18 protein-coding genes, 3 rRNA genes and 1 pseudogene are annotated in these 22,391 nt (G+C 58.9%); 1 reads left to right on the plus strand and 21 read right to left on the minus strand.

Features of this window, described 5'->3' with window-relative positions; all coding sequences use genetic code 11:
• Positions 1-2 precede the first annotated feature (2 nt).
• From cmk to scpB, 5 genes are all read right to left on the minus strand, one after another.
• A complete protein-coding gene (gene cmk, locus WG915_RS01760) occupies positions 3-713 on the minus strand; it encodes a (d)CMP kinase (protein WP_339563669.1) in 711 nt (236 codons plus the stop codon).
• Entirely contained in the window at positions 713-1,516 is an 804-nt protein-coding gene (locus tag WG915_RS01765; protein WP_445227763.1) for a pseudouridine synthase, read from the minus strand. The genes cmk and WG915_RS01765 overlap by 1 nt, the downstream gene beginning before the upstream one ends.
• Before the next feature lie 163 nt (positions 1,517-1,679).
• Positions 1,680-2,351, minus strand: a complete 672-nt coding sequence (gene bioD, locus WG915_RS01770; RefSeq protein WP_339563639.1) for a dethiobiotin synthase — start codon at positions 2,349-2,351, stop codon at positions 1,680-1,682.
• Positions 2,348-3,613, minus strand: a complete 1,266-nt coding sequence (locus WG915_RS01775; protein ID WP_339563640.1) for an adenosylmethionine--8-amino-7-oxononanoate transaminase — start codon at positions 3,611-3,613, stop codon at positions 2,348-2,350. The genes bioD and WG915_RS01775 overlap by 4 nt, the downstream gene beginning before the upstream one ends.
• Positions 3,614-3,645: 32 nt before the next feature.
• The gene (gene scpB, locus WG915_RS01780; protein ID WP_339563641.1) at positions 3,646-4,191 is read right to left on the minus strand and encodes an SMC-Scp complex subunit ScpB; all 546 of its coding nucleotides are present in this window, start codon (positions 4,189-4,191) and stop codon (positions 3,646-3,648) included.
• Positions 4,192-4,293: 102 nt separating this feature from the next.
• Here scpB and WG915_RS01785 point away from each other — a divergent pair, with 102 nt between their 5' ends.
• Complete coding sequence (locus tag WG915_RS01785; RefSeq protein WP_339563642.1) at positions 4,294-4,830, plus strand: ClbS/DfsB family four-helix bundle protein; 537 nt, start codon at positions 4,294-4,296, stop codon at positions 4,828-4,830.
• Between the two features lie 9 nt (positions 4,831-4,839).
• On the opposite strand, the gene WG915_RS01790 is transcribed toward WG915_RS01785, so the two are convergent.
• From WG915_RS01790 to WG915_RS01865, 16 genes and pseudogenes are all read right to left on the minus strand, one after another.
• The gene (locus WG915_RS01790; RefSeq protein ID WP_339563643.1) at positions 4,840-5,625 is read right to left on the minus strand and encodes a sulfurtransferase; all 786 of its coding nucleotides are present in this window, start codon (positions 5,623-5,625) and stop codon (positions 4,840-4,842) included.
• A 10-nt stretch (positions 5,626-5,635) separates the two neighbouring features.
• Positions 5,636-6,472, minus strand: coding sequence for a segregation and condensation protein A (locus tag WG915_RS01795; RefSeq protein ID WP_339563670.1), 837 nt, complete (start codon positions 6,470-6,472; stop codon positions 5,636-5,638).
• A 1-nt stretch (position 6,473) separates the two neighbouring features.
• Complete coding sequence (locus WG915_RS01800; RefSeq protein ID WP_339563644.1) at positions 6,474-7,361, minus strand: ParA family protein; 888 nt, start codon at positions 7,359-7,361, stop codon at positions 6,474-6,476.
• 152 nt (positions 7,362-7,513) lie between these two features.
• Positions 7,514-8,428 carry a site-specific tyrosine recombinase XerD gene (gene xerD / locus WG915_RS01805; protein ID WP_339563645.1) on the minus strand — a complete coding sequence of 305 codons (915 nt, stop codon included), beginning with the start codon at positions 8,426-8,428 and terminating at the stop codon, positions 7,514-7,516.
• Entirely contained in the window at positions 8,425-9,066 is a 642-nt protein-coding gene (locus WG915_RS01810; RefSeq protein ID WP_339563646.1) for an NUDIX hydrolase, read from the minus strand. Before WG915_RS01810 ends, xerD begins: the two co-directional genes overlap by 4 nt.
• Positions 9,067-9,069: 3 nt before the next feature.
• Entirely contained in the window at positions 9,070-10,014 is a 945-nt protein-coding gene (locus WG915_RS01815) for a copper transporter (protein WP_339563647.1), read from the minus strand.
• Between the two features lie 13 nt (positions 10,015-10,027).
• Complete coding sequence (gene steA, locus WG915_RS01820) at positions 10,028-11,221, minus strand: putative cytokinetic ring protein SteA (RefSeq protein ID WP_339563671.1); 1,194 nt, start codon at positions 11,219-11,221, stop codon at positions 10,028-10,030.
• 48 nt (positions 11,222-11,269) lie between these two features.
• Positions 11,270-12,985 carry a DNA repair protein RecN gene (gene recN, locus WG915_RS01825; protein WP_339563648.1) on the minus strand — a complete coding sequence of 572 codons (1,716 nt, stop codon included), beginning with the start codon at positions 12,983-12,985 and terminating at the stop codon, positions 11,270-11,272.
• A gap of 11 nt (positions 12,986-12,996) precedes the next feature.
• Entirely contained in the window at positions 12,997-13,902 is a 906-nt protein-coding gene (locus tag WG915_RS01830) for an NAD kinase (protein WP_339563649.1), read from the minus strand.
• Positions 13,899-14,720: a TlyA family RNA methyltransferase gene (locus WG915_RS01835; RefSeq protein ID WP_339563650.1), complete on the minus strand. Its 822-nt coding sequence runs from the start codon at positions 14,718-14,720 to the stop codon at positions 13,899-13,901. Before WG915_RS01835 ends, WG915_RS01830 begins: the two co-directional genes overlap by 4 nt.
• Positions 14,721-14,737: 17 nt before the next feature.
• On the minus strand, positions 14,738-14,902 hold the full coding sequence (locus tag WG915_RS01840; protein WP_339563651.1) for a hypothetical protein: 165 nt from the start codon (positions 14,900-14,902) through the stop codon (positions 14,738-14,740).
• Positions 14,893-15,876 (minus strand): HAD-IIA family hydrolase, encoded by a 984-nt coding sequence (locus WG915_RS01845; RefSeq protein ID WP_339563652.1) that lies wholly within the window; start codon positions 15,874-15,876, stop codon positions 14,893-14,895. The genes WG915_RS01840 and WG915_RS01845 overlap by 10 nt, the downstream gene beginning before the upstream one ends.
• Positions 15,877-15,910: 34 nt before the next feature.
• Positions 15,911-16,819 (minus strand): annotated as a pseudogene (locus WG915_RS01850) (hypothetical protein); the annotation flags it as partial.
• 114 nt (positions 16,820-16,933) lie between these two features.
• Positions 16,934-17,051, minus strand: a 5S ribosomal RNA gene (gene rrf / locus WG915_RS01855).
• Positions 17,052-17,177: 126 nt separating this feature from the next.
• A 23S ribosomal RNA gene (locus WG915_RS01860) occupies positions 17,178-20,248 on the minus strand.
• Between the two features lie 351 nt (positions 20,249-20,599).
• A 16S ribosomal RNA gene (locus tag WG915_RS01865) occupies positions 20,600-22,118 on the minus strand.
• Together the 16S, 23S and 5S rRNA genes form the textbook arrangement of a ribosomal RNA operon.
• Positions 22,119-22,391 lie beyond the last annotated feature (273 nt).

Genomic DNA, 22,391 nt, shown 5'->3' on the forward strand with positions numbered 1-22,391 from the left:
AGTTATGCCCCTTCCTGGGTGTTACTTGCTGACACTCGTGCCAGCTCAATCAGCGAATCGACGACCTGTTCAAAGGTCATTTCCGAGGTATCCACGATGGTGGCATCCTCTGCAGGGCGCAATGGTGAGACTGCGCGCTGCGAATCTAGCTCATCACGACGTTGGACGTCGGCAAGCACGGTTTCATAGTCCGCGGTGCGTCCAGCCGCCGTGTCTTGTTCAAAACGACGACGGGCACGTACTTCGGCGGAAGCAGTAAGAAAAATCTTCACTGGGGCGTTCACCAGCACCTCGGTGCCAATGTCCCGGCCGTCGACAATGCAGCGATGCGCCTCAGCGGACAATGCGCGCTGCAACGCCACCAAGTTCTCGCGGACCTGTGGGTAGGCGGAAACCTGGGACACCTGCTGGGTTACCTCGGGGCCGCGGATCTCAGCAGAAACGTCCTCGCCAGCGAGCAGCACCTCGGAAGATTGCGGGTCATCATTGACCATGAGTGGCAGGGACGCAGTTGCAGCAACGACAGCAGCCTCGTCGGCGGGATCAATGCCCTGTCGCAACACATGCAAGGTAGCCACGCGGTACATCGCGCCGGTATCCAGGTATTTTGCGTCAAGCTGCGTTGCGACGGCGCGACACGCAGTCGACTTACCGGCGCCCGAAGGGCCATCCACAGCCATGATCAAACCGCCTTGCGGCATGTTTGAAATCATCACATCTCCACCACCTTGTACAGGCTGGCCAATTCAGCGGAGTTGAGGGCACGGATCGCGCCTGGAGTCTGCTCGCCGAGTTGGACGGTGTGAATCTTGGTACGCACGAGGCGTTCGACCGGGAAGCCAGATTCCTTGAGCAGACGACGCACAATGTGCTTGCGGCCTTCATGGATGTCCACGCGGACGATGGACTTGCCCTGCCACACCTCGATGATCTGGGCGCTGTCTGCCTTCGCAGGGCCATCATCGAGCTCGATCCCCTTTTTCAGCGCGCGAATATCAGCCGGCTTCATTTCACCGATGACGGTAGCGAGGTAGGTTTTGTTGACCTCGTAGCTTGGGTGCATGAGTCGGTTGGCCAGCTCGCCGTCGTTGGTGAGCAGGATCAGACCTTCCGTGTTCGCGTCGAGGCGTCCAACGTGGAAGAGTCGCTGACCTGCATCGAGCTTTTCACCAACAATGTCACCGATACAAGGGCGACCCATGTCATCGTGCATCGTCGACTGCACGCCGAAAGGCTTGTTCAGGACGAAGTACTGCAGGTCCTCGCTGATGCGGATGCGAACGCCGTCGACACGCACGATGGCGGTGTCTGGATCGATACGCATGCCCTGGGTCATCACGATTTTGCCGTTAACCTCAACGCGACCTTGTTCGATGAGCTTTTCCGCCATGCGACGGGAAGCAACGCCGGCCTGAGCCAGCACCTTCTGCAGCCGAATTCCTTCGCCATCTCCCGCAAAGGAGTGATTCTCGGAAACATGCTGGTGGCGGGAGGGTTTCGCCTTAGAGACATAGATGTTGGCGGCGGTTTCTTTAGAGCGGTTTTCGCCACGGCGAGGGCGAGAAGAAGCGCTACGGCCCTTAGGGGCCTGCCTTTTCTTGTCCGGTGTGCCGTCTCGGCGAGCGGGTGTGGTCACGAAATGTGTCCTATCTATGCGGTTATGAAGTTCGCCCCAGAGCCTAGCTCACCAGCGTTGGACTTGTCACCTTCTCCGGCAGCTGAAGTGTTGCCGCCACCTCCCGAAGGTGCGCCAGGCACCCCTCCGGCAGCGACCCCAGGTAGGGCACCTGCGTAACGACGCCCAGTTCATCCAGATTCAATTGCGTGGCCAAGTCTGGATCGATCGGCACTCGCCCACCGATTAGACCCAGTACTTCGAGCCCACGTCGCTGCGCTGCTTCGACGGTGAGTTCTGCGCTGTTAAGCGAGCCAAGCTGCGTGGAGGTCACCACGATCAAAGGCGCGTCCAGTTCCTGCGCGAGGTCCGCGAGGGTCCAGTCGTCGGCAAGCCGCACGAGCAGTCCTCCGGCGCCCTCGACGAGGAGCACTCGATTCGGTCCATCGAAGCTGCGGATCCACGCCGCGACCTCGGGGAGCAAGGCTTGTTTCATTCCGGCCCGTCGTGCTGAGAGGTTCGGGGCGAGCGGCTCTGGGTAGCGCGCAAACTCGAAGGTAGCAAGTCCAGTAAGCGTGTGCACGGTGTTCGCATCGCCTTGCCCAGCTGGCTCCCCAGTTTGTAGGGGCTTCAGCGCTACTACTTCCCAGCCCTCCTGCTGGAGGCGCAAGCCCAATGCTGCGGTGGCGATCGTCTTGCCAACGTCGGTATTGGTGCCGGTGATACACAGGATCATCGCGAGCCTCCCACCGCTGCGGCTACTCCCCGCACAATCTGAGCAATCTGAGCTTCACTACTGATATAGGGTGGCATGCAGTAAATCAGCCTCCCGAAGGGGCGGAGCCACACCCCTTCTGCAACGGCAGCCGCGGTAGCTGCAGCCATATCCACCGGCTCTTTCATCTCCACCACGCCGATTGCCCCGAGCACCCGCACGTCCTGCACTCCGGGCAACTCCCGCAGTGGCAGCAAACCCGCGCAGAGCTGCGCCTGGATCCGGGCGACATCCTCGCGCCAAGTTCCAGTTTCTATCAGCTCAACTGCTGCATCGGCCACGGCGCAAGCCAGCGGATTTCCCATGAAAGTGGGGCCATGCATGAGAGCGCCACCGCCCTCCGGGGTCTGAATCGCCTCCGCCACTTTCGCGGAGCTGAGCGTGGCAGCTAGCGTCATGAACCCGCCGGTCAGAGCTTTGCCAACACACATGATGTCCGGCTTTACCCCGGCGGACTCACACGCAAATAGCGCGCCGGTACGCCCAAACCCGGTGGCGATCTCATCCGCAATGAATAGGATCCCATGCTCAGTACATAGTCGGCGCACCTCTGCCACCAGCGAAGGCTCGTGGAAGCGCATGCCACCGGCCCCTTGTACCACCGGCTCAATGATCACCGCAGCAATCGTGTCGTCGATGCAGCGCTCAAAGTTCTCCACGTACTCCGCTATCGGCTGACCCAGCGCGGGTGGCGCTGGCGCGAACTTCTGCTCCGCGATCGTCCCCCGCCACAGCGCATGCATCCCGCCCTCCGGGTCACACACCGACATCGGCGCAAAAGTATCCCCGTGATAACCGCCGCGCCAGGTCAGCAGTTTTGTTCGCTCCGGGTGACCAATACCGCGCTGATACTGCAGCGCCATCTTGATGGCTACCTCCACTGATACCGAACCCGAATCGGCATAAAAGACCTTATCCAGGCCGGTCAGCCGCACCAGGCGCTCCCCTAGTCGCACTGCCGGCTCATGGGTGAGCCCGCCAAACATGACATGACTCATGCGATCAATCTGGCTCTTAGCTGCAGCCACAAGCGCGGGGTGCGAATGGCCGTGCGCGGCCGCCCACCAGGAACTCATGGCGTCGATAAGCACGCGCCCGTCGGTGAGGTTAAGGTGCACGCCGCTTGCCGACGCCACCGGCAACGGATCCATCAGCGCAGGCGTCGGGGCGTAAGGGTGCCAGAGGTGAGCTTGATCGAATGCGACGATGTCTGCTGGTTGCATGTGAACTCCGTTTCGTTAAACGGTGTTCAAGTTTAGTAGTCTTCGTCGATGGAATCCACATCAGGTAGCAACGGAGCCAAATCCGGCAGCCGATGCAAGCCATCAATGCCCAATTGCTCCAGGAAGAGCTCCGTGGTCTCATATTGATGCGCGTGTCCCTCAGACTCCACCTCCCGGATGAGTCCGCGCAGCTCCAACGTCCGCATCACACCATCCACATTCACGCCACGCACCGCAGCGACCTGCGCACGCGTCACCGGCTGCCGATACGCCACCACCGCGAGCGTCTCCAACGCCGCCCGCGAAAGCTTCGATTGACTCCCGTCCAGCACGAGCTTCTCGACGGCCCCAGCATTTTCCTTCCGGGTGTACAGCCGCCACCCCTCAGTACTTTCCCGCAGGTCAATACCGCTACCCCGCTCGTTGAGCTCGGCCTGCCACTGTTTCAGCGCGGACTCAACCGCGACTGCCTCCACCTCGAGCACCCGCGCAAGGGCCGCGCACGTAATCGGCGAATCAACCACGAGCAACATCGATTCGATCTGGGAGCGCAGCGGGGAGATGAACGGGAGGGTCATAGTGAGTTAGCTTAACGACATTTCAGCGACACCAGTACCAGCCAGGCGGGAGTAGTATGTGGTTGGAATCCCATTTCAACAATGAGACCGAGGTTGACCACTATGGCTCGGGCAACGACCAAAGCTGATCTACTAGTCTCCGCGCAAGGCAGCTTCCACAAGTTAAACGAACTTGTGGAGTCGCTTACGGAAACGGAACTCTCCACGCCTTTCGACTTTGCTTCTGATCCCGCCAAAAAGGAAGCCCATTGGTCTAGAGATAAGCGTTTACGGGACATCTACATCCATCTTTACGAATGGCATAAACTGCTATTAACGTGGGTATCTTCCAATCTGTCCGGCACGGCAGCACCGTTTTTGCCTGAACCATATAATTGGCGCACTTATGGAAAGATGAACATCGAATTCTGGGAAAAACACCAAGCCACTGACACTGAAAAAGCCAGAAATATGTTTCTGGAAACCCACTCACAAGTGATAAAGCTAGCTGAAGAATTCACTAACGATGAGCTGTTTTCCAAAGGAGCTTTCTCTTGGGTAGGTGGCAGCACGTTAGGTTCGTACTTCGTCAGCGCAACCGCAAGCCACTACGACTGGGCAATGAAGAAATTGCGAGCTCACAGAAAACACTGCAAATAGGGGCGCAGCCTAAGCGCTCTCAATCGGCTTTCCAGAATTCAGCGCACCCCACTCCGACCACGAGCCGTCATAGACTTTGATGTCCGTGTGGCCTACTACGGTGGCCGCCAGCGCATCAATACAGGCAGTGATACCCGAACCGCAGCTAAACAACAGCGGCTGTGGTGCTGGCAATAACCGCTCGAGTTCGGCCGGGTCTTTGAACTTCTTGTCTGCACCCAGTAGATCCTGGAACGGCACGTTCACGCTGCCCGGAATGTGCCCTGCACGCATACCGCCCCGTGGCTCTGGCTCACTACCCGAAAAGCGACCTGCGCTACGCGCGTCGACGACCAGTCGATCATCGTCTGGCTGAGCAAATACCTCGCGCGGCTGTGCGGTGATGCGACCAGGTGGCACGTTGCTCTGCTGGATCGGCTCAGTAGCGAACCCGGCATCTTGCCAGGCCGATAACCCACCGTCGAGCACGACTACATTCTGCAAGCCAGCTGCTAACGCCAGCCACCAGATCCGCGGCGAGTACATGATGCCGTGGCGGTCATAAACCACCACCACTGAATCGTCGGACACCCCGTGCGATTCGAAGATCTTTTGGATATTCTCTGGCGCGGTATGTGGCAACTCCGCGGCGGGATCGGAGAACTCCTGATCAATGTCAGCTAAGCGCGCACCGGGAATCGCTGTCTCAAGCGACTTGTCTGGGCGTCCCGCGGAAGCACAGAACAGGACGAGGTCAGGGTCGTTCAGGTGCTCGGCGAGCCAATGGACGTCGACAAGCGGCGAAGTAGCGGTCATGCCACCCAGTTTAGTTCCAGTTTGCGGCCGCCACTACGGCCGGATCCACCTCGATGCCCGTCCACGCAACGCGCAGCTCACCCAGCGATTCTTCCTGGGAAACCCCGATGGCGCGGGCCTTGTACAGCTCGAGCAGTGCCAAGAAGCGGCCGATCTTCTCCATAGAGAGCGAACAGTCGCGGGTCAGCGTGGCAAAACTGAGCCACGTATCCTTCCCTGCCAAGCGGAGGGTGTCCAACACTCGCCCGGCTTGTTCTGGCACGGACACGGCAACTTGATGAATATGATCGGTGCCCACCAGTTCGGGCGCCTTCGGCCGGAACGCGCCGGCGGCGATCTCTGCGAACTCCGCCAGCGACTTCCCCAAGGTCACCGGTGGCAGCAGATCGACGAATTGTTCCTCCAACGAGACTGTACGCGGGTAACGACGCTGGGCACGCAGTTGCCACTGCGCGAACATCTCCGCCACCTGTTTATAGGCCTTGTACTGCAGGAGTCGCGCAAAAAGTAGATCTCGGGTTTCCAGCAGTGCGAGGTCCTCGATGTCATCGACCTCGCCGCGCGGGATGAGCCGGGCTGCTTTGAGATCCAACAAAGTAGAGGCCACGAGGAGGAACTCGGTGACTTCGTCGAGGTCTGCGGTCTCTCCGAGGGCGCGGGTGTAGGCGATGAAATCATCGGTGACGGTAGAGATTGCCACCTCAGTCACGTCCAGTTTCTTCGCCGAGATCAACTGCAACAGCAGGTCGAAGGGACCTTCAAAGTTCTGCAAAGCAACTTGGAAGCCCGTGATCTCGGGTTGCTCGGCAACGCCGTCGGGAAGCGGGGGCGATACCCGGGGCGGGATTTTAGGAGGTGCGCTCAATGACTTCGCGGGCAAGATTGCGGTATTGCTCGGCCCCCTGGGACTTCGGGGCCCACGTGATGATCGGCTCGCCCGCCACGGAAGTTTCTGGGAAGCGGACCGTGCGGGTGATCACGGTGTCAAAGACTTGGTCACCAAATACCTCAACAACACGGGTCATCACTTCCCGGGCATGCGAGGTACGGCGGTCGAACATCGTCACCAAAATGCCGAGCACATCAAGGTCAAAGTTCAAGCGGTCGCGGACCTTTTCCACGGTGTCTGTCAACAGCGCGAGGCCACGCAGGGAGAAATACTCACACTCCATCGGGATGATCACGCCATGGGCACACGCGAGCGCGTTGACGGTGAGCAACCCCAGGGAAGGCTGGCAATCCAAGATGATGTAGTCATAGTCCTTCATCACCGGGCGCAGCACTCGCGCGAGCGTCTGCTCGCGGCCAACTTCATTCACCAACTGGATTTCCGCAGCGGATAAGTCGATGTTAGCTGGCACTAGATCCAGTCCAGACACGTTTGTCTTGTGGATCGCGTGGAAGATCGAAGTGTGATGATCCACCAACAGGTTGTAGATGGTCAGATCTAGCTCGTCGTGTGGCACACCCAGACCTGCGGACAGCGCGCCCTGTGGATCCAGATCGACCAGCAACACCTTGCGTCCCGCTTCCGCGAGGCACGCACCCAAGTTGATCGTCGAGGTGGTCTTCCCGACGCCGCCCTTTTGGTTACACATCGCCAAAATTTTGGCCGGGCCGTGGGTATCCAGTGGCGCAGGCTCAGGGAATTCGCGAATCGGGCGCCCCGTAAGACCCAATTCGGGCTGCGGTGCATCGAACAGCGCGGACTTCCCACCCTGATTCGAATTCGCCATGAATCAACCCTTCTTCCTTGACTTCACCCTCATGTTTTCAGAGGGCGAGGTAAATTACAACCTTGTTGTTCCTAGAATACAGTCCCCACCCCGAATTGGGAGAGCGTGACGCGCCAAATTTTGCTGGTACAGCCTCAACACTTGACAATGCTTCAAGCCCGCGGATGCGCTGTATCCCACACTGTACGCAAATTAGTCGCCGTGACATGAGTATAGATCTGCGTGGTGGTGACCGAAGAATGCCCCAGCAACTCCTGCACCACCCTCACATCCGCCCCGCCCTCCAACAGGTGAGTGGCAAAAGAATGGCGCAGAGTATGCGGCGAGATGTCTTTAGAAATCCCCGCCCGCGCAGCCGAGTCCTTGATGATCCCCCACGCACTCTGTCGCGACAACGCCCCACCACGCTTATTCAACAGCGCCACATGGGTCTTGCCCTTAGACAACGCCGGACGCCCACGCACCAAATAATCGGATACCGCCCGCGCCGCATGCGAGCCAAGCGGAACTAGCCGCTGTTTATCACCTTTGCCCGTCACGGTAAGCATCTCCTCGTGCCCCTTAAGCTCATCAACCGTCAACGCAGTGATCTCCGAGATACGAGCGCCGGTGCCATAAAGCAGTTCGAGCAGAGCCTTATCGCGCAGCCCGATGGGAGTTTCGGTGGAGATGGCGTCGATAAGCGCACTCACCTCCGCCACACTCAGCGTATCCGGCAGGTGCTGGCCGGTAGCGGGCGGCGAGACACCGGCGGCCACATCAACATCGAGTGCCCCTTCCGCGACGGCGAATTTGTGCAGTCCCCGCGCCACAACGAGTGCTCGACCGCTTGACGACGCCGCCAACGGCTTCCGCCCAGTACTCGGATCCCCGCGTCGCAAATCAGCCAGATAATTCTCTAAGTCATTGGCGGTCACCGCCGCCAAGTCAGCGATTCCCGCGGCCGAGAGCCAGTCCAGGTATCGCTGCACGTCACGCCGATAATTACTTAACGTGTTCGCGGAGACTCCTCGCTCGACGGCAAGATGACTCAGCCACTCGGAGGCTAGCGCTGCCGCGGAACTCATATCCGCTTCATGTCTGCGCGCAGACCTGCTGCCTTACGACGCCGCGGCAGAGAGTTCGGACGCAAAGCAAAAGGCTCAGCAACTGAGCGACCCGGCCGAGAGGTACGCAGCAAGTGCGCTGCGGTCATGATGGCGGCGATCGCGATACCGTTTTCTACTTCACCGCTGAGCACCATTTCCACCGCCTCATCGAGGCTGAACCATCTCAGCTCCATATCGGCCTCCTCGTGCTCAGGCTCGGGACGTTCAATCTCAGTTAGCCCGGTAGCCAGATACACACGGATGGCTTCTTCGCAAAAGCCCGGGCTGCTCACGAGGTCCACCACGAGCGACCAATCGCTGGCAGCCAAACCGGCTTCCTCTTGCAGCTCGCGCCGCGCGCACTCGAGCGGGTCTTCATCCGCCACATCCAGGATGCCGGCCGGCAGTTCCCACAGCCGTTTCTGCACACACTGACGCCATTGACGCACCAGCGGTACCTGCTCACCATCCCACGCGAAGATGGCGACGGCGCCAAAGTGCTCCACGATCTCCCGGCTAGCAACCTCACCACCGGGCATGACCACCTCATCGCGACGCACCGCGATGATAGGCGAATCTAACAGCAGCTCGCTGCTCTTAACCTCGAAGTTGTGCATGCCCTACAGTTTAGGCTTGCCAGGAGAAACCGCATCTACATCGCTCGCAGTGCCGTAATCGCCCTGCTTGTTTTCGAGCTGCTCCCGCGCGGAAAGGATGGTGGCGATCCGCCCGAAAGCGCGGTCGACTGAATCGACAGTAGAGACGCCGGACTGCGCGTCCTTGCGCAGGATACCCACCACTCCGGTTTCTGCGGCCGTCTTTACGCGACCGGCCACAACAACGCCGTTTGCGCTCTTGTCCAGCGCCTTAGCAAAGGTCGCCTGGTGAACTGCTGCGAAGTTGGCATCTCCAACCCCATCGGAATCACCCGTCACAAGGATGACCACCTGCGCCGGCAGGATGGTGCCGTCCTTGTAGCTGATGTATTCAGAGTCGCGCAGGGCGCCGAGCAGCAACGCCCGCTCGTCGGTTTCCGCCAAAGGCTTGCCATCATCTTTGTTCAGGAGCAACGCAGCACCGAGGGCTTCGCCCGCGTGTGTTCCCGGGTCAAGCTGCGTAGTAGAAAGCTTCGCCCCCGCTGGCAGTGTATGGGCCGCGACAGACTTCAACGTGTCCGCGCCGTCCTTGCTAAAGAACTTCTCCTCTAGCTTGATGATGCCCGCGTCCTTAGCACCAGCCTTACCGCGCATCGCAGCAATCGCATCCACATCCTCTTGGGCTGCGTCAGCGGTGTGGAAGATAAGCACTGGCCGATCCTTGAGCGCATCGGTCACGGTTTCATTCGCCGTCGCTTCGATGTAGGAGTCGGCGGCGTCAGCCTGTGCATCAGCGATCGCAGCATCTGATTTTGCGGTAGCTAGTTCCCGCACCGCATTGTTGCCTTCTTCGTTCGGGCCACCGGGAAGATTCGGTGCCAGCACGTAGGTGCCAAACAAGACACCCAGAGCAACGCCGAACGCTAGACCTGCTACTCCGGCGCCGGAACGGCGCTTATTCTTAGCCATGTCTCAAATCCCCTTACTTAAACAGACCCTGGAACGCGAGCGCGATGTTGTTCCACGTATCAATGAGGTTGTCCACGAAGGCGCCGTCACCGGACAGTCCCGCGATAGCGATGATGACGGCTAGGGCAGCCAGGATCCCCAGCATTGCCCAGATCCAACCGCCACCACCGGTGGGCTTGACGGTGTAGAGATCGGAGATGGTATCGCCGTCGACAAGCTTGCCGCCCAGCTTGGTGCGCGTCAGCAGGGCCGACGGCGTGGCATAAGCGTGTCCAGCAAAAATCTCGGCTAAGTCCAACTTGGAACCTGCCGCCACGATGATGTCAGCCTCGTGATAGTCGGCTAGCAGCAGCGCAAGGTCGGTAGCCGAATTGGATGCTGCGGGGAAGGTCATTGCACCAATGCCCAAGTCCTGGATGCGCTCCAGGCCCGGGGCGTGCCCATCAGGGGCGGCCGGCAGTACGACGCGAGCGCCGGAGCGCAGCGCATCATTACCGATGTTGGAAGGGTCGCCAACGATGAGGCTCGGGGTATATCCAGATTCCACTAAGGTATCCGCGGCACCGTCAACGCCGATCAGGACTGGCTCGTATTCGCGGATGAAGTTACGCAGGCGCTTCAGCTGATCGCGGTGCCCCTGGCCTGGGCTCAGCACCAGCACCTTTCGACCAGCCATGTTGACACCAGTTTCCGGGATGCCGAGGCCGTCGATCAGCAGCGGCGATTCCGAATGCAGGAATTGGATGGTGTTGCCGAAGAATGCCTCCATGTGGTCCACCAGCGACTGCTGGGCGTCACCAAAGGCTGCCTCCGCAAGTGCTGGGGTCACCACGGTGCCGTTGGCCACAGAGCGCTCGCCGACGAACACTTGGCCGTCATCGGTCACCCGGGCTTTCTTGCCATCCTTGATGCCCTCGCGGATGTTCTCCCCCACGTTTTCGACCAGCATAATGCCAGCGTCCAGCAGGATTTGTGGCCCGAAATTCGGCATCGTGCCAGTAGTAAACTGCGCGATGTTGATGATGGCCGCAGGCTTCTTATCCGCTAATTGTTGGGCAAAAGCACGCCCGACGTCGGGTGCGTCGATGAGCGCGATGTCACCGGCAGCTAGGCGCTTGAGGCCTTTGCCACCGTGTGTCACGTCGCGGAGCGTCGCGGCCAGTCCGGGCAGGTCGGAGTTGCGAGAAAACAGACTCATGCGCCTTATTGTGCTGGTTGTGCGCACGTGTTGGTGCTAGGCGCGCGGAAGCCGGTGCTATTTTTGCCGGAATTCCTGCGCATCTGCGCGCGCCCGGCTCAACAACTCCAGCGCGTGGGCTTTTCCGGTCTCGGTGTCATCGAGCCCGGCGAGCATGCGGGACAGCTCCACCACACGCCGCTCGTCGCTGAGGTTTTCCACCCCGGAGCGTTGCGCCACATCGGATACTTCTTTAGACACGTGCAGGTGGGTGTCAGCGTAGGCCGCCACCTGTGGCAGGTGAGTGACCACGATGACCTGGCAGTATGTGGCAAGGCGCGCTAATCGACGCCCAATCTCCACCGCCGCTCGGCCACCCACGCCCGCATCCACCTCATCAAACACGAGGGTGCCCCCCTTGCTGCCGGCAGAAAGAATCACTTCCAGGGCCAACATGACGCGAGAGAGTTCACCGCCAGATGCGGAGGTCGCCAGCGGTCGCGCTTCCAGCTCCGGGGCACCAGCGAGCCGGAATTCCACGGTGTCCATACCCGTGCGGCTCGGGGTGGCTTCGCCCAGGGTGGCTTCGAAGCGAGACTTCGGCATGGCCAATCCCTGGATTTCGGTAGTGACTTCCTGGTTCAGCGCCGTGGCGGCCGCCTTCCGTGCAGCCCGGAGCTGCTGTGCAGCCGCCACCATGTCTTTTTCTGCCTGCGCGACTTCTTGCTTGAGTTTGTCTAAGGCCTCGCTGGATACGTCGATGCTACGGAGCTTGGATTCTGCCTTGGACTGCCAGGCCAACACCCCGTCCACATCTGGCGCGTATTTGCGCGTGAGGGACTTCAGTTCCTGCTGGCGCTGCAGGCTGGTTTCGAGGGCGTCTGGGTCTGTGGGGAGGCTCTCTAGGTAGCTGCCCAGTTCCCGGGAGATCTCGCTGAGTTCGCTGGTGATGGCGCCTAGTCGCTCCCCCAGTTCCGCCAAGGCACTGTCATCTGAGCCCCGTAACGCGGCCTCAGCCCGACCGAGGAGATCGGCCGCCCCGAGTACCTCGGAGTCCTCGACACCGTCGATGGCACTGAGTGCGCTGGCGGCGCTTTCTCGCAGCCCGTCAACATCCTGCAGGCGACGAATCAACTGGAGCAGCTCCGCGTCTTCCCCAGGGGTCGGCGCTACCTCCGCGATTTCCGCTATGGCGAAGCGGAGCCGGTCCACCTCTTGAGCTAATTCTCGCCGCTTCTCGGTGCGTTCCTTCAAGTCCTTCGCCAGCTTCCGCCAAGTGCGGTACAACTGCTCGTAGCTGGCCCGCAGCTCGGGGATCGCCGAGTCATAGCGGTCGAGGGCTTCGAGTTGCGCTTCTGGGACTAGGAGCCGGAGCTGGTCATTTTGGCCATGGATGGTCAGTACTTCTGCCGCGAAGTCGTGCAGCGTGGCGGCGGGAACAGCGCGCCCTCCGAGATGCGCCTTGGAACGGCCACCGGAATTGACCACTCGGGTGGCCAAGACTTCACCAGACTCGTCGGTGCGAGCCCCAGCATCGTCGAGTAGCTGCGCCACCTGCCCGGCAGCCTGCTTGCTCAGGTCATCGACGAGGAATCTGCCTTCGACCACAGCTTGCTCAGCACCAGTACGCACCCGGGAGGCGTCAGCGCGGGAGCCACTGAGCAGCCGCAGCCCGGTTACCACCATGGTTTTACCGGCACCGGTCTCACCCGTGAGTACCGTGAATCCCGGGGAGAATTCGAGCTCCGCCTTCGGGATGACGCCGAGGTTCTCAATTGCGATGTCTGCGAGCATAGCTGTCTACCTTAGTCCTCGACGGGGCCGCGCCAGCCGTCGACAGGCAGGCGGAACTTGCGTACCAGCCGGTCAGTAAAAGGCAGATCGTCCAGGCGTACCCAGCGCACCGGTCGCTCACCGCGGCGCACTTCCACGCGCGAACCCGGGGGCATGTGCACGCTTCGGAAACCATCCATGATCGCGATCGCGGCAGCGTTCCGAGACTCTACCGCAACCCGGGAATGTGGGCTGACTACCAGTGGTTTAGCAAACAGCGCATGGGCGTTATTCGGCACCACCAACATTGCGTCTAGTTCCGGCCATAGCACCGGGCCGCCAGCGGAGAAGGCGTATGCGGTCGAGCCGGTGGGCGTAGATATGAGCACGCCATCGCAGCCGAAGCTGCTGACAGGGCGGGAGTCTACTTCCAAGGTCGCATCCAGCACGCCACGGCGATTGAGGTTTTCTACACTCACCTCGTTGAGCGCCCAGCCACGCTCGATGACATTACGTTCGGAGTCTCGGATCACCACTTTCAGCGTCATCCGGTCTTCGACCCGGTAGTCCTTGGCGATCACCCTCCGGATCGCTTCCTCCATGGAATCGCTTTCCCATTCCGCGAGGAAACCGATATGCCCAAGATTGATTCCGAGCACCGGCAGATCGGCGGAATGAGCCAGGTCGGCGGCGCGGAGGAAGGTGCCGTCGCCGCCCAGCACCAGCACCAACTCGACACCTTCAGTGGCAGCTTCGACATGCCCATAGTTTCGGAATTCAGAGAGCACCGGATGCTTGCGGATTACTTCCGCATCGGGCCCCACGATGAGTCGCACGCCGATGCCCGCATCCCGGAGCTGGGTCGCCGCCTGCGCAGCGGAGTCCAGGTTCGTCTTGCGCCCGGTGTGTGGCACGAGCAGTACTTCACGTTCGGTCATTGCGGGCCCTCCTCAATAGCGGTGCGCACCAATTCGCGCACCTCGGCCTCGGTTTTTGCGTTGTCGCCACCATCCTTGCGCAGCCACAGGAAATACTCCACGTTGCCCGAGGGGCCCGGCAGCGGCGAGGCCACCACGCCCTTGAGACTGAGTCCTAGCTTTTGTGCCGCCAGTGCAACGTCCCCAGTCACTTCTGCGCGCAGCTCGGCGCTCTTCACCACGCCGCCCTTACCCAGACGCTCCTTGCCCACTTCGAATTGGGGCTTGACCATCGGCAGTAGGTCTGCGCCATCATTAAGAACGCTGACGATTGCTGGCAGCACGAGGTTCAGTGAGATGAATGACAGGTCGCCGACCATTGCCTCGCACGGCCCGCCGGTCTGCTCCAGCGTGAGATTTCTGATGTTGGTGCGGTCCAGTACGCGCACGCGGTCATCGTTCTGCAAGCGCCAGATGAGCTGGCCGTACCCGACATCCACGGAAACGACTTCCCGGGCGTCGCGACGCAGGCACACGTCTGTAAAACCACCGGTAGACGCGCCCGCGTCGAGGACCTTCTTAGCCTTGAGACTCAAGCCCCGTGGTTCGAAAGCAGCCAGCGCACCGAGCAGCTTGTGTGCGCCTCTCGACGCCCAGTCGTCCCCGACCTCCTCATCCACCCGTATCGAAGCATCTGGTTCCACGACGGTCGCCGGTTTTAGCGCCAGCATACCGCCCACATAGACATGACGGCCCCGGATGAGTTCCGTGGCGTGTTCGCGGGAGCGAGCGATCTTGCGGCGCACCAGCTCGGCATCCAGCCTCCTACGAGCTACCATCTTCGCGTCTCCTCCTGCTACTGCAATGCTTTGTGAACGATCTCGTGGGCCTGGGCGAGCTGCTCGGCTTCTTCCTTCAGCGAAGAGGTCGGCTCGCCCAGCACCTCGGCAACCGCCTGGTCGATGTCTTCCGGGGTGGTGGTGGGTTGCCGCGGATCCCGGGGAACTGGTGTTATCGCCACTGGGCTACCGCCTGCTGCGCAGCATCGCCTTCCGCCAGGATGGAGGTCACTTCGGCGTCCACAGCCCAGGCCGCCGCCACGGCGGAACGGAAGGCTTGGATCGAGGTGCCGGCAGGATCGCCACCGCTGAGCGTGAGGGTGTGGCCGTCGATACGCGCCGCGAAGCCGCCTTGTACGCCGGGCCTCAACTCCGCTGGGTCCTGGAACAGGGCCTGCATTGATTCCGCGATGAGGGTTGCCCGTTGACTCGGTGGCGCATTCAGGATGTCGCGATGCCCGCTCACACCCGTGATGACCTGCAACGTATCCATTCCCGCGGCTACGCCTCCAGCGATGTCCGTATCCAGACGGTCTCCAACCGCGAGTGGCCGCGTGGATCCGAGCCTCGCCGCAGACAGCCGGAACATCTCCGGTTCTGGCTTGCCGGCAGAGCGCGGTGTTACACCGGTGGCACTGACGACGGCCGCAACCATCGAACCATTGCCCACGTGCAGGCCCCGTTCCATCGGCAGGGTGGTATCAAGATTGGAGGCAAGGTAGACCGCTCCCTGACGGATAGCGAGGGCGGCTTCGGACAGCTCAGCCCACCCAGTTTCCGGGTTGTGCCCGTGCAGCACTGCTGCTGGGCGGTCATCTGCGGTGGTGGTGACGCGGAATCCGGCCTGCTTTGCAAGCTCGCGGAAGGATTCAGTACCTAACACCAGGACGGTTGCGCCCGGCTCGCACACTGCTTCGGCCATGAGAACTGCTGCTTGCGCAGAGGTCATGACGTCGGCTGGCGAAGCCTTCAAGCCGAGGGCGCCTAGCTGCTCCGCGACGACCTGTGGTGCCTTGGAAGCGTTGTTGGTCACGTACATAGCGGGCATGCCGGAATCGCGAATGGACTCCACCGCATGCTCGATCGCGCGGCCACCCTCCCAGATAGTGCCGTCTAGGTCCAGCAGCAGGGCATCATAGGTGTCGACTAAACTCATGCACCCAACTCTAATCGACGCCACTCCAGCGGGGTTAAGCCAGCTCCGCTAGTCGCTCCTTGGCGTCCAAGAAGCCATCTTCATCGGCGCGGTCAGCAGCCTCGAACCACTGCTTGGCCTCATCCTTGCGATCAACTCGCAGCAGCGCATCAGCATAGGCGTAGAGCAAGCGAGAAGCACTAACTCCCGCCGCATCCTGCTGAGGATGCAACTTCGACAGCTCGGTGACAGCAGCCTCGTCTTGGCCTAGGTCGTGACGGGCTCCAGCGACGACGATCGCCAACTCAATGCGCGTTTCTTCATCCAGCTGCTCGCCAGCAACCTCACGTGCCAGCTCGATGGCCTTCTCCGGGCGCTCCAATGCACGTTCGCAATCGGCCATGACGGCGATCAGCCCTGAGCCGCCGCTCATTCGGCGCGCTGCCCGCAACTCGGACAGGGCTTCTTTCCATTCACCAGCATGGTAAGCGGCGATGCCGGCAGTCTCGCGCACTACGGATACTCGGCCACCACGATCCTTTGCGGCCCGGGCGTGGCGCAGTGCCAGCTTTGGGTCGTCCGCAAGCAGGGTGGCCGCCATGATCATGTGCTTTGCGACGGCGTCTGCATTATCCTTCGCCAGGCTTCTCAGGTCCTGGAGGACGGATGGGTCAAGATCCTTAGCATCCAGGTCGGCCGGCAAATCAGGCTCGTTTTGGCGGCTCGCAATGCGTTCTTCTCGGAAGCCAGCACGGTTCGGGCCGGCATGGAATTTGCCGTCGTTACGTCCAGCTCCGCCGCGCTGAGCGTGGCGACGCTCCCCCTCACGTCGCTCCCCACGGTCGCTGCGCTCATCGCGACGTCCTTCAGATCGTCGCTCAGATCCGCCGGGGCGCGAGCTGCCACCACGTGAAGAGTTTCCGTTGCGTGAGTTGTAGTCACCCATAGTCTGTGAGGACCTTCCAATTTGTCGAGCTGTTAAGTTAGATTTCTATTGTAGGACGCAAAGCACAAAAAGGGGTGTGTATAAGCGCTATTGCTTATACACACCCCTTCGTATTTGTTTATCTAGTTTTTAGGCCGGCGGTGACCTACTCTCCCACACCCTCCCAGGTGCAGTACCATCGGCGCAGAAGGGCTTAGCTTCCGGGTTCGGAATGGGACCGGGCGTTTCCCCAACGCTAACAACCACCGACACAATCAACAACACAAACACACACAACACGTGTGCTGTGTCAGACACTGCACAATGAACACGAACAATTCTTTTTCTTTATTTCCGGCAAGACACGTCACATAATACTTTTAGCGTTACCCACAATGGGGTTTTGTCTTGGTCAATTAGTACCAGTCACCTCCATGAGTTGCCCCACTTCCAGATCTGGCCTATCAACCCCCTAATCTAGAGGGAACCTCAAAAGAAACCTTATCTCGAAACAGGCTTCCCGCTTAGATGCTTTCAGCGGTTATCCCTTCCGTACGTAGCCAACCAGCCATGCACCTGGCGGTACAACTGGCACACCAGAGGTACGTCCGTCCCGGTCCTCTCGTACTAGGGACAGCCTTTCTCAAGTTTCAACGCGCGCGGCGGATAGAGACCGAACTGTCTCACGACGTTCTAAACCCAGCTCGCGTGCCGCTTTAATGGGCGAACAGCCCAACCCTTGGGACCTACTCCAGCCCCAGGATGCGACGAGCCGACATCGAGGTGCCAAACCATCCCGTCGATATGGACTCTTGGGGAAGATCAGCCTGTTATCCCCGGGGTACCTTTTATCCGTTGAGCGACACCGCATCCACAAGCCAGTGCCGGATCACTAGTCCCGACTTTCGTCCCTGCTCGACCTGTCAGTCTCACAGTCAAGCTCCCTTGTGCACTTACACTCACCACCTGATTGCCAACCAGGCTGAGGAAACCTTTGGGCGCCTCCGTTACTCTTTAGGAGGCAACCGCCCCAGTTAAACTACCCACCAGGCACTGTCCCTAACCCAGATCATGGGCCGAGGTTGAGGTATCTACTACGATCAGAGTGGTATTTCAACAACGACTCAACAACACCTAGCGATGCTGCATCACAGTCTCCCACCTATCCTACACAAACCGCACCAAACACCAATACCAAGCTATAGTGAAGGTCCCGGGGTCTTTTCGTCCTGCCGCGCGTAACGAGCATCTTTACTCGTACTGCAATTTCACCGGGCCTGTGGTTGAGACAGCAGGGAAGTCGTTACGCCATTCGTGCAGGTCGGAACTTACCCGACAAGGAATTTCGCTACCTTAGGATGGTTATAGTTACCACCGCCGTTTACTGGGGCTTAAATTCTCCGCTTCGGCTAATAGCCTAACAGGTCCTCTTAACCTTCCAGCACCGGGCAGGCGTCAGTCCGTATACATCGACTTATCGTCTTCGCACGGACCTGTGTTTTTAATAAACAGTCGCTTCCCTCTATTCTCTGCGACCACAACCAGCTCACACCGAAAAGATGATCACCAGCCATGGCCCCCCTTCTCCCGAAGTTACGGGGGCATTTTGCCGAGTTCCTTAACCACAGTTCACCCGAACGCCTTAGTATTCTCTACCTGACTACCTGTGTCGGTTTAGGGTACGGGCCGAATATGCACATCGCTAGAGGCTTTTCTCGACAGTACAGGATCACCAACATCAACTTAAAAAGTCTACGCATCACGCCTCACCCATAACGCGGTCCCGGATTTACCTAGGCCGCGGGCTACACGCTTACACCACAATCCAATAAGTGGCTCGGCTACCTCACTGCGTCACCCCATCACTTAGCTACTACCAGATCAGGCCCCACGCATCCACAACACCAGACCAACAAAGTTGGACCAGATATGCTTCAGGGTGGTTAGTATCACTGATTCACCATGGTCGCACACACTCGGGTACGGGAATATCAACCCGTTATCCATCGACTACGCCTGTCGGCCTCGCCTTAGGCCCCGACTCACCCTGGGAAGACGAGCTTGACCCAGGAACCCTTAGTCATCCGGCGGATAGGATTCTCACCTATCAATTCGTTACTCATGCCTGCATTCTCACTCGCGTACACTCCACACCAGGTTACCCGGATGCTTCAACGCAGTACACGACGCTCCCCTACCCAACATATAAATATATTGCCGCGGTTTCGGTGGTGTGCTTGAGCCCCACTACATTGTCGGCGCAGAACCACTCGACCAGTGAGCTATTACGCACTCTTTCAAGGATGGCTGCTTCTAAGCCAACCTCCTGGCTGTCTAAGCGATCCCACATCCTTTTCCACTTAGCACACTCTTAGGGACCTTAACCGGCGATCTGGGCTGTTTCCCTCTCGACTACGAAGCTTATCCCCCGCAGTCTCACTGCTGCACTAACTTAACCGGCATTCGGAGTTTGGCTGACGTCGCTAAGATTGTAGTCCCGCTAAACCAACCAGTAGCTCTACCTCCGGCAAGCACCATACAACGCTGCACCTAAATGCATTTCGGGGAGAACCAGCTATCACGGAGTTTGATTGGCCTTTCACCCCTACCCACAACTCATCCCCTCAGTTTTCAACCTAAGTGGGTTCGCGCCTCCACAACCTCTTACAGCTGCTTCACACTGGCCATGGGTAGATCACCCCGCTTCGGGTCCAAGACATGCCACTAAACACACTAGTTAGTATTCGCTTTCGCTACGACTACCCCACAACGGGTTAACCTCGCGACATGCCGCTGACTCGCAGGCTCATTCTTCAAAAGGCACGCCATCACCCCAAAAGGGCTCTGACGGATTGTAAGCACACGGTTTCAGGTACTATTTCACTCCCCTCCCGGGGTACTTTTCACCATTCCCTCACGGTACTAATCCGCTATCGGTCACACTGAGTATTCAGGCTTACCGGGTGGTCCCGGCAGATTCACAGCAGATTTCACGAGCCCGCTGCTACTCGGGGAAAATTATCACACAACAACCAGTCATTTTCAGGTACCGGGCTCTCACCGTCTACGGCAGGCGTTTCCACACCACTTCCCCTAACAACCAATCCATCATGAGTGGCACGGCAGCACCACAACAATAAAACCCCACAACCCCGCACACGCAACCCCTGCCGGGTATCACACGCATACAGTTTAGCCAAAAATCCACGTTCGCTCGCCGCTACTAACGGAATCACAATTGTTTTCTTCTCCTACGGGTACTGAGATGTTTCACTTCCCCGCGTAACCTCCACACCCACTATGAATTCATGGGCAGGTAACCACACATCACTGCGGCTGGGTTTCCCCATTCGGACACCCTCGGATCAACGCTCTATTGGCAACTCCCCGAGGCTTATCGCAGCCTTACACGTCCTTCATCGGCTCAGTATGCCAAGGCATCCACCGTGTGCCCTAAGTAACAAAACACCATAAAGGCAACACAAAAATACTAAAACACTTACAAAAAATAAAGATGAAAAATTGCTCGCGTCCACTATACAGTTCTCACACAACACACCCACCCACCAACAACCACCACACACAAAGCGCAGCAACCATCACCAGATGAATCAACAGGAAACAACACAAACACATGTCATCCCAGACACCCAACAGCATGCCAAGCACCCACAACAAAGAATTTTCTGGTCGCACCACACGCCACCTAACGGCACGCGGGTTGGTCTCCACCCGATTCAAAATAAACCAACAGCAGAACACTCGCCCACTACATTGGCATATCAACGGCCTACAACTGCAGGCCAAAAAGCTCCTTAGAAAGGAGGTGATCCAGCCGCACCTTCCGGTACGGCTACCTTGTTACGACTTCGTCCCAATCACCGATCCCACCTTCGACAGCTCCCCCCAAAAAGGTTGGGCCACTGGCTTCGGGTGTTACCGACTTTCATGACGTGACGGGCGGTGTGTACAAGGCCCGGGAACGTATTCACCGCAGCGTTGCTGATCTGCGATTACTAGCGACTCCGACTTCATGGGGTCGAGTTGCAGACCCCAATCCGAACTGAGGCCGGCTTTCAGCGATTAGCTCACCCTCACAGGCTCGCGACGCGTTGTACCGACCATTGTAGCATGTGTGAAGCCCTGGACATAAGGGGCATGATGATTTGACGTCATCCCCACCTTCCTCCGAGTTAACCCCGGCAGTCTCTCATGAGTCCCCGCCATAACGCGCTGGCAACATAAGACAAGGGTTGCGCTCGTTGCGGGACTTAACCCAACATCTCACGACACGAGCTGACGACAACCATGCACCACCTGTACACCAGCCACAAGGGAAACTACATCTCTGCAGCGATCTGGTGTATGTCAAGCCCAGGTAAGGTTCTTCGCGTTGCATCGAATTAATCCACATGCTCCGCCGCTTGTGCGGGCCCCCGTCAATTCCTTTGAGTTTTAGCCTTGCGGCCGTACTCCCCAGGCGGGGCGCTTAATGCGTTAGCTACGGCACAGAAGTCGTGGAAGACCCCTACACCTAGCGCCCACCGTTTACAGCATGGACTACCAGGGTATCTAATCCTGTTCGCTCCCCATGCTTTCGCTCCTCAGCGTCAGTTACTGCCCAGAGACCTGCCTTCGCCATTGGTGTTCCTCCTGATATCTGCGCATTTCACCGCTACACCAGGAATTCCAGTCTCCCCTACAGCACTCAAGTTATGCCCGTATCGCCTGCACGCCCGAAGTTAAGCCCCGGGATTTCACAGACGACGCGACAAACCACCTACGAGCTCTTTACGCCCAGTAATTCCGGACAACGCTCGCACCCTACGTATTACCGCGGCTGCTGGCACGTAGTTAGCCGGTGCTTCTTATACAGGTACCGTCACAAAAGCTTCGTCCCTGTCGAAAGAGGTTTACAACCCGAAGGCCGTCATCCCCCACGCGGCGTCGCTGCATCAGGCTTGCGCCCATTGTGCAATATTCCCCACTGCTGCCTCCCGTAGGAGTCTGGGCCGTGTCTCAGTCCCAATGTGGCCGTACACCCTCTCAGGCCGGCTACCCGTCGACGCCTTGGTAGGCCATTACCCCACCAACAAGCTGATAGGCCGCGAGCTCATCCCACACCGCACAAGGCTTTCCACCCCCCACACTAAAGAGGAGTGAATATTCGGTATTAGACCCAGTTTCCCAGGCTTATCCCAAAGTGTAGGGCAGATCACTCACGTGTTACTCACCCGTTCGCCACTCGAGTACCTCCGAAGAGGCCTTTCCGTTCGACTTGCATGTGTTAAGCACGCCGCCAGCGTTCGTCCTGAGCCAGGATCAAACTCTCCATAAAAGAACAAATGATTAAATAATCAGTGCTATGAAAAGCCCAACTACCTAGCAAAACAAACAACCAGCAAAAAAATAAAGCTAGATTGTCCAAAAAAGTGATGACCGACAATCCGACGAGGAAAAACCCGCCACCACAAAAAGTTGAGTATTAAATGCTTACACAGACCCCTCCGGGCCTGCCGGCACCAACACACAACCAAAAAATCAAAAGATACAAAAAGTATCAAAATAAGTACTTGGCACACTATTGAGTTCTCAAACAACACACGCACAC

Origin of the sequence: Corynebacterium sp. H128 (genome assembly GCF_037482625.1) — a bacterium.
Taxonomy (GTDB): Bacteria; Actinomycetota; Actinomycetes; order Mycobacteriales; family Mycobacteriaceae; genus Corynebacterium.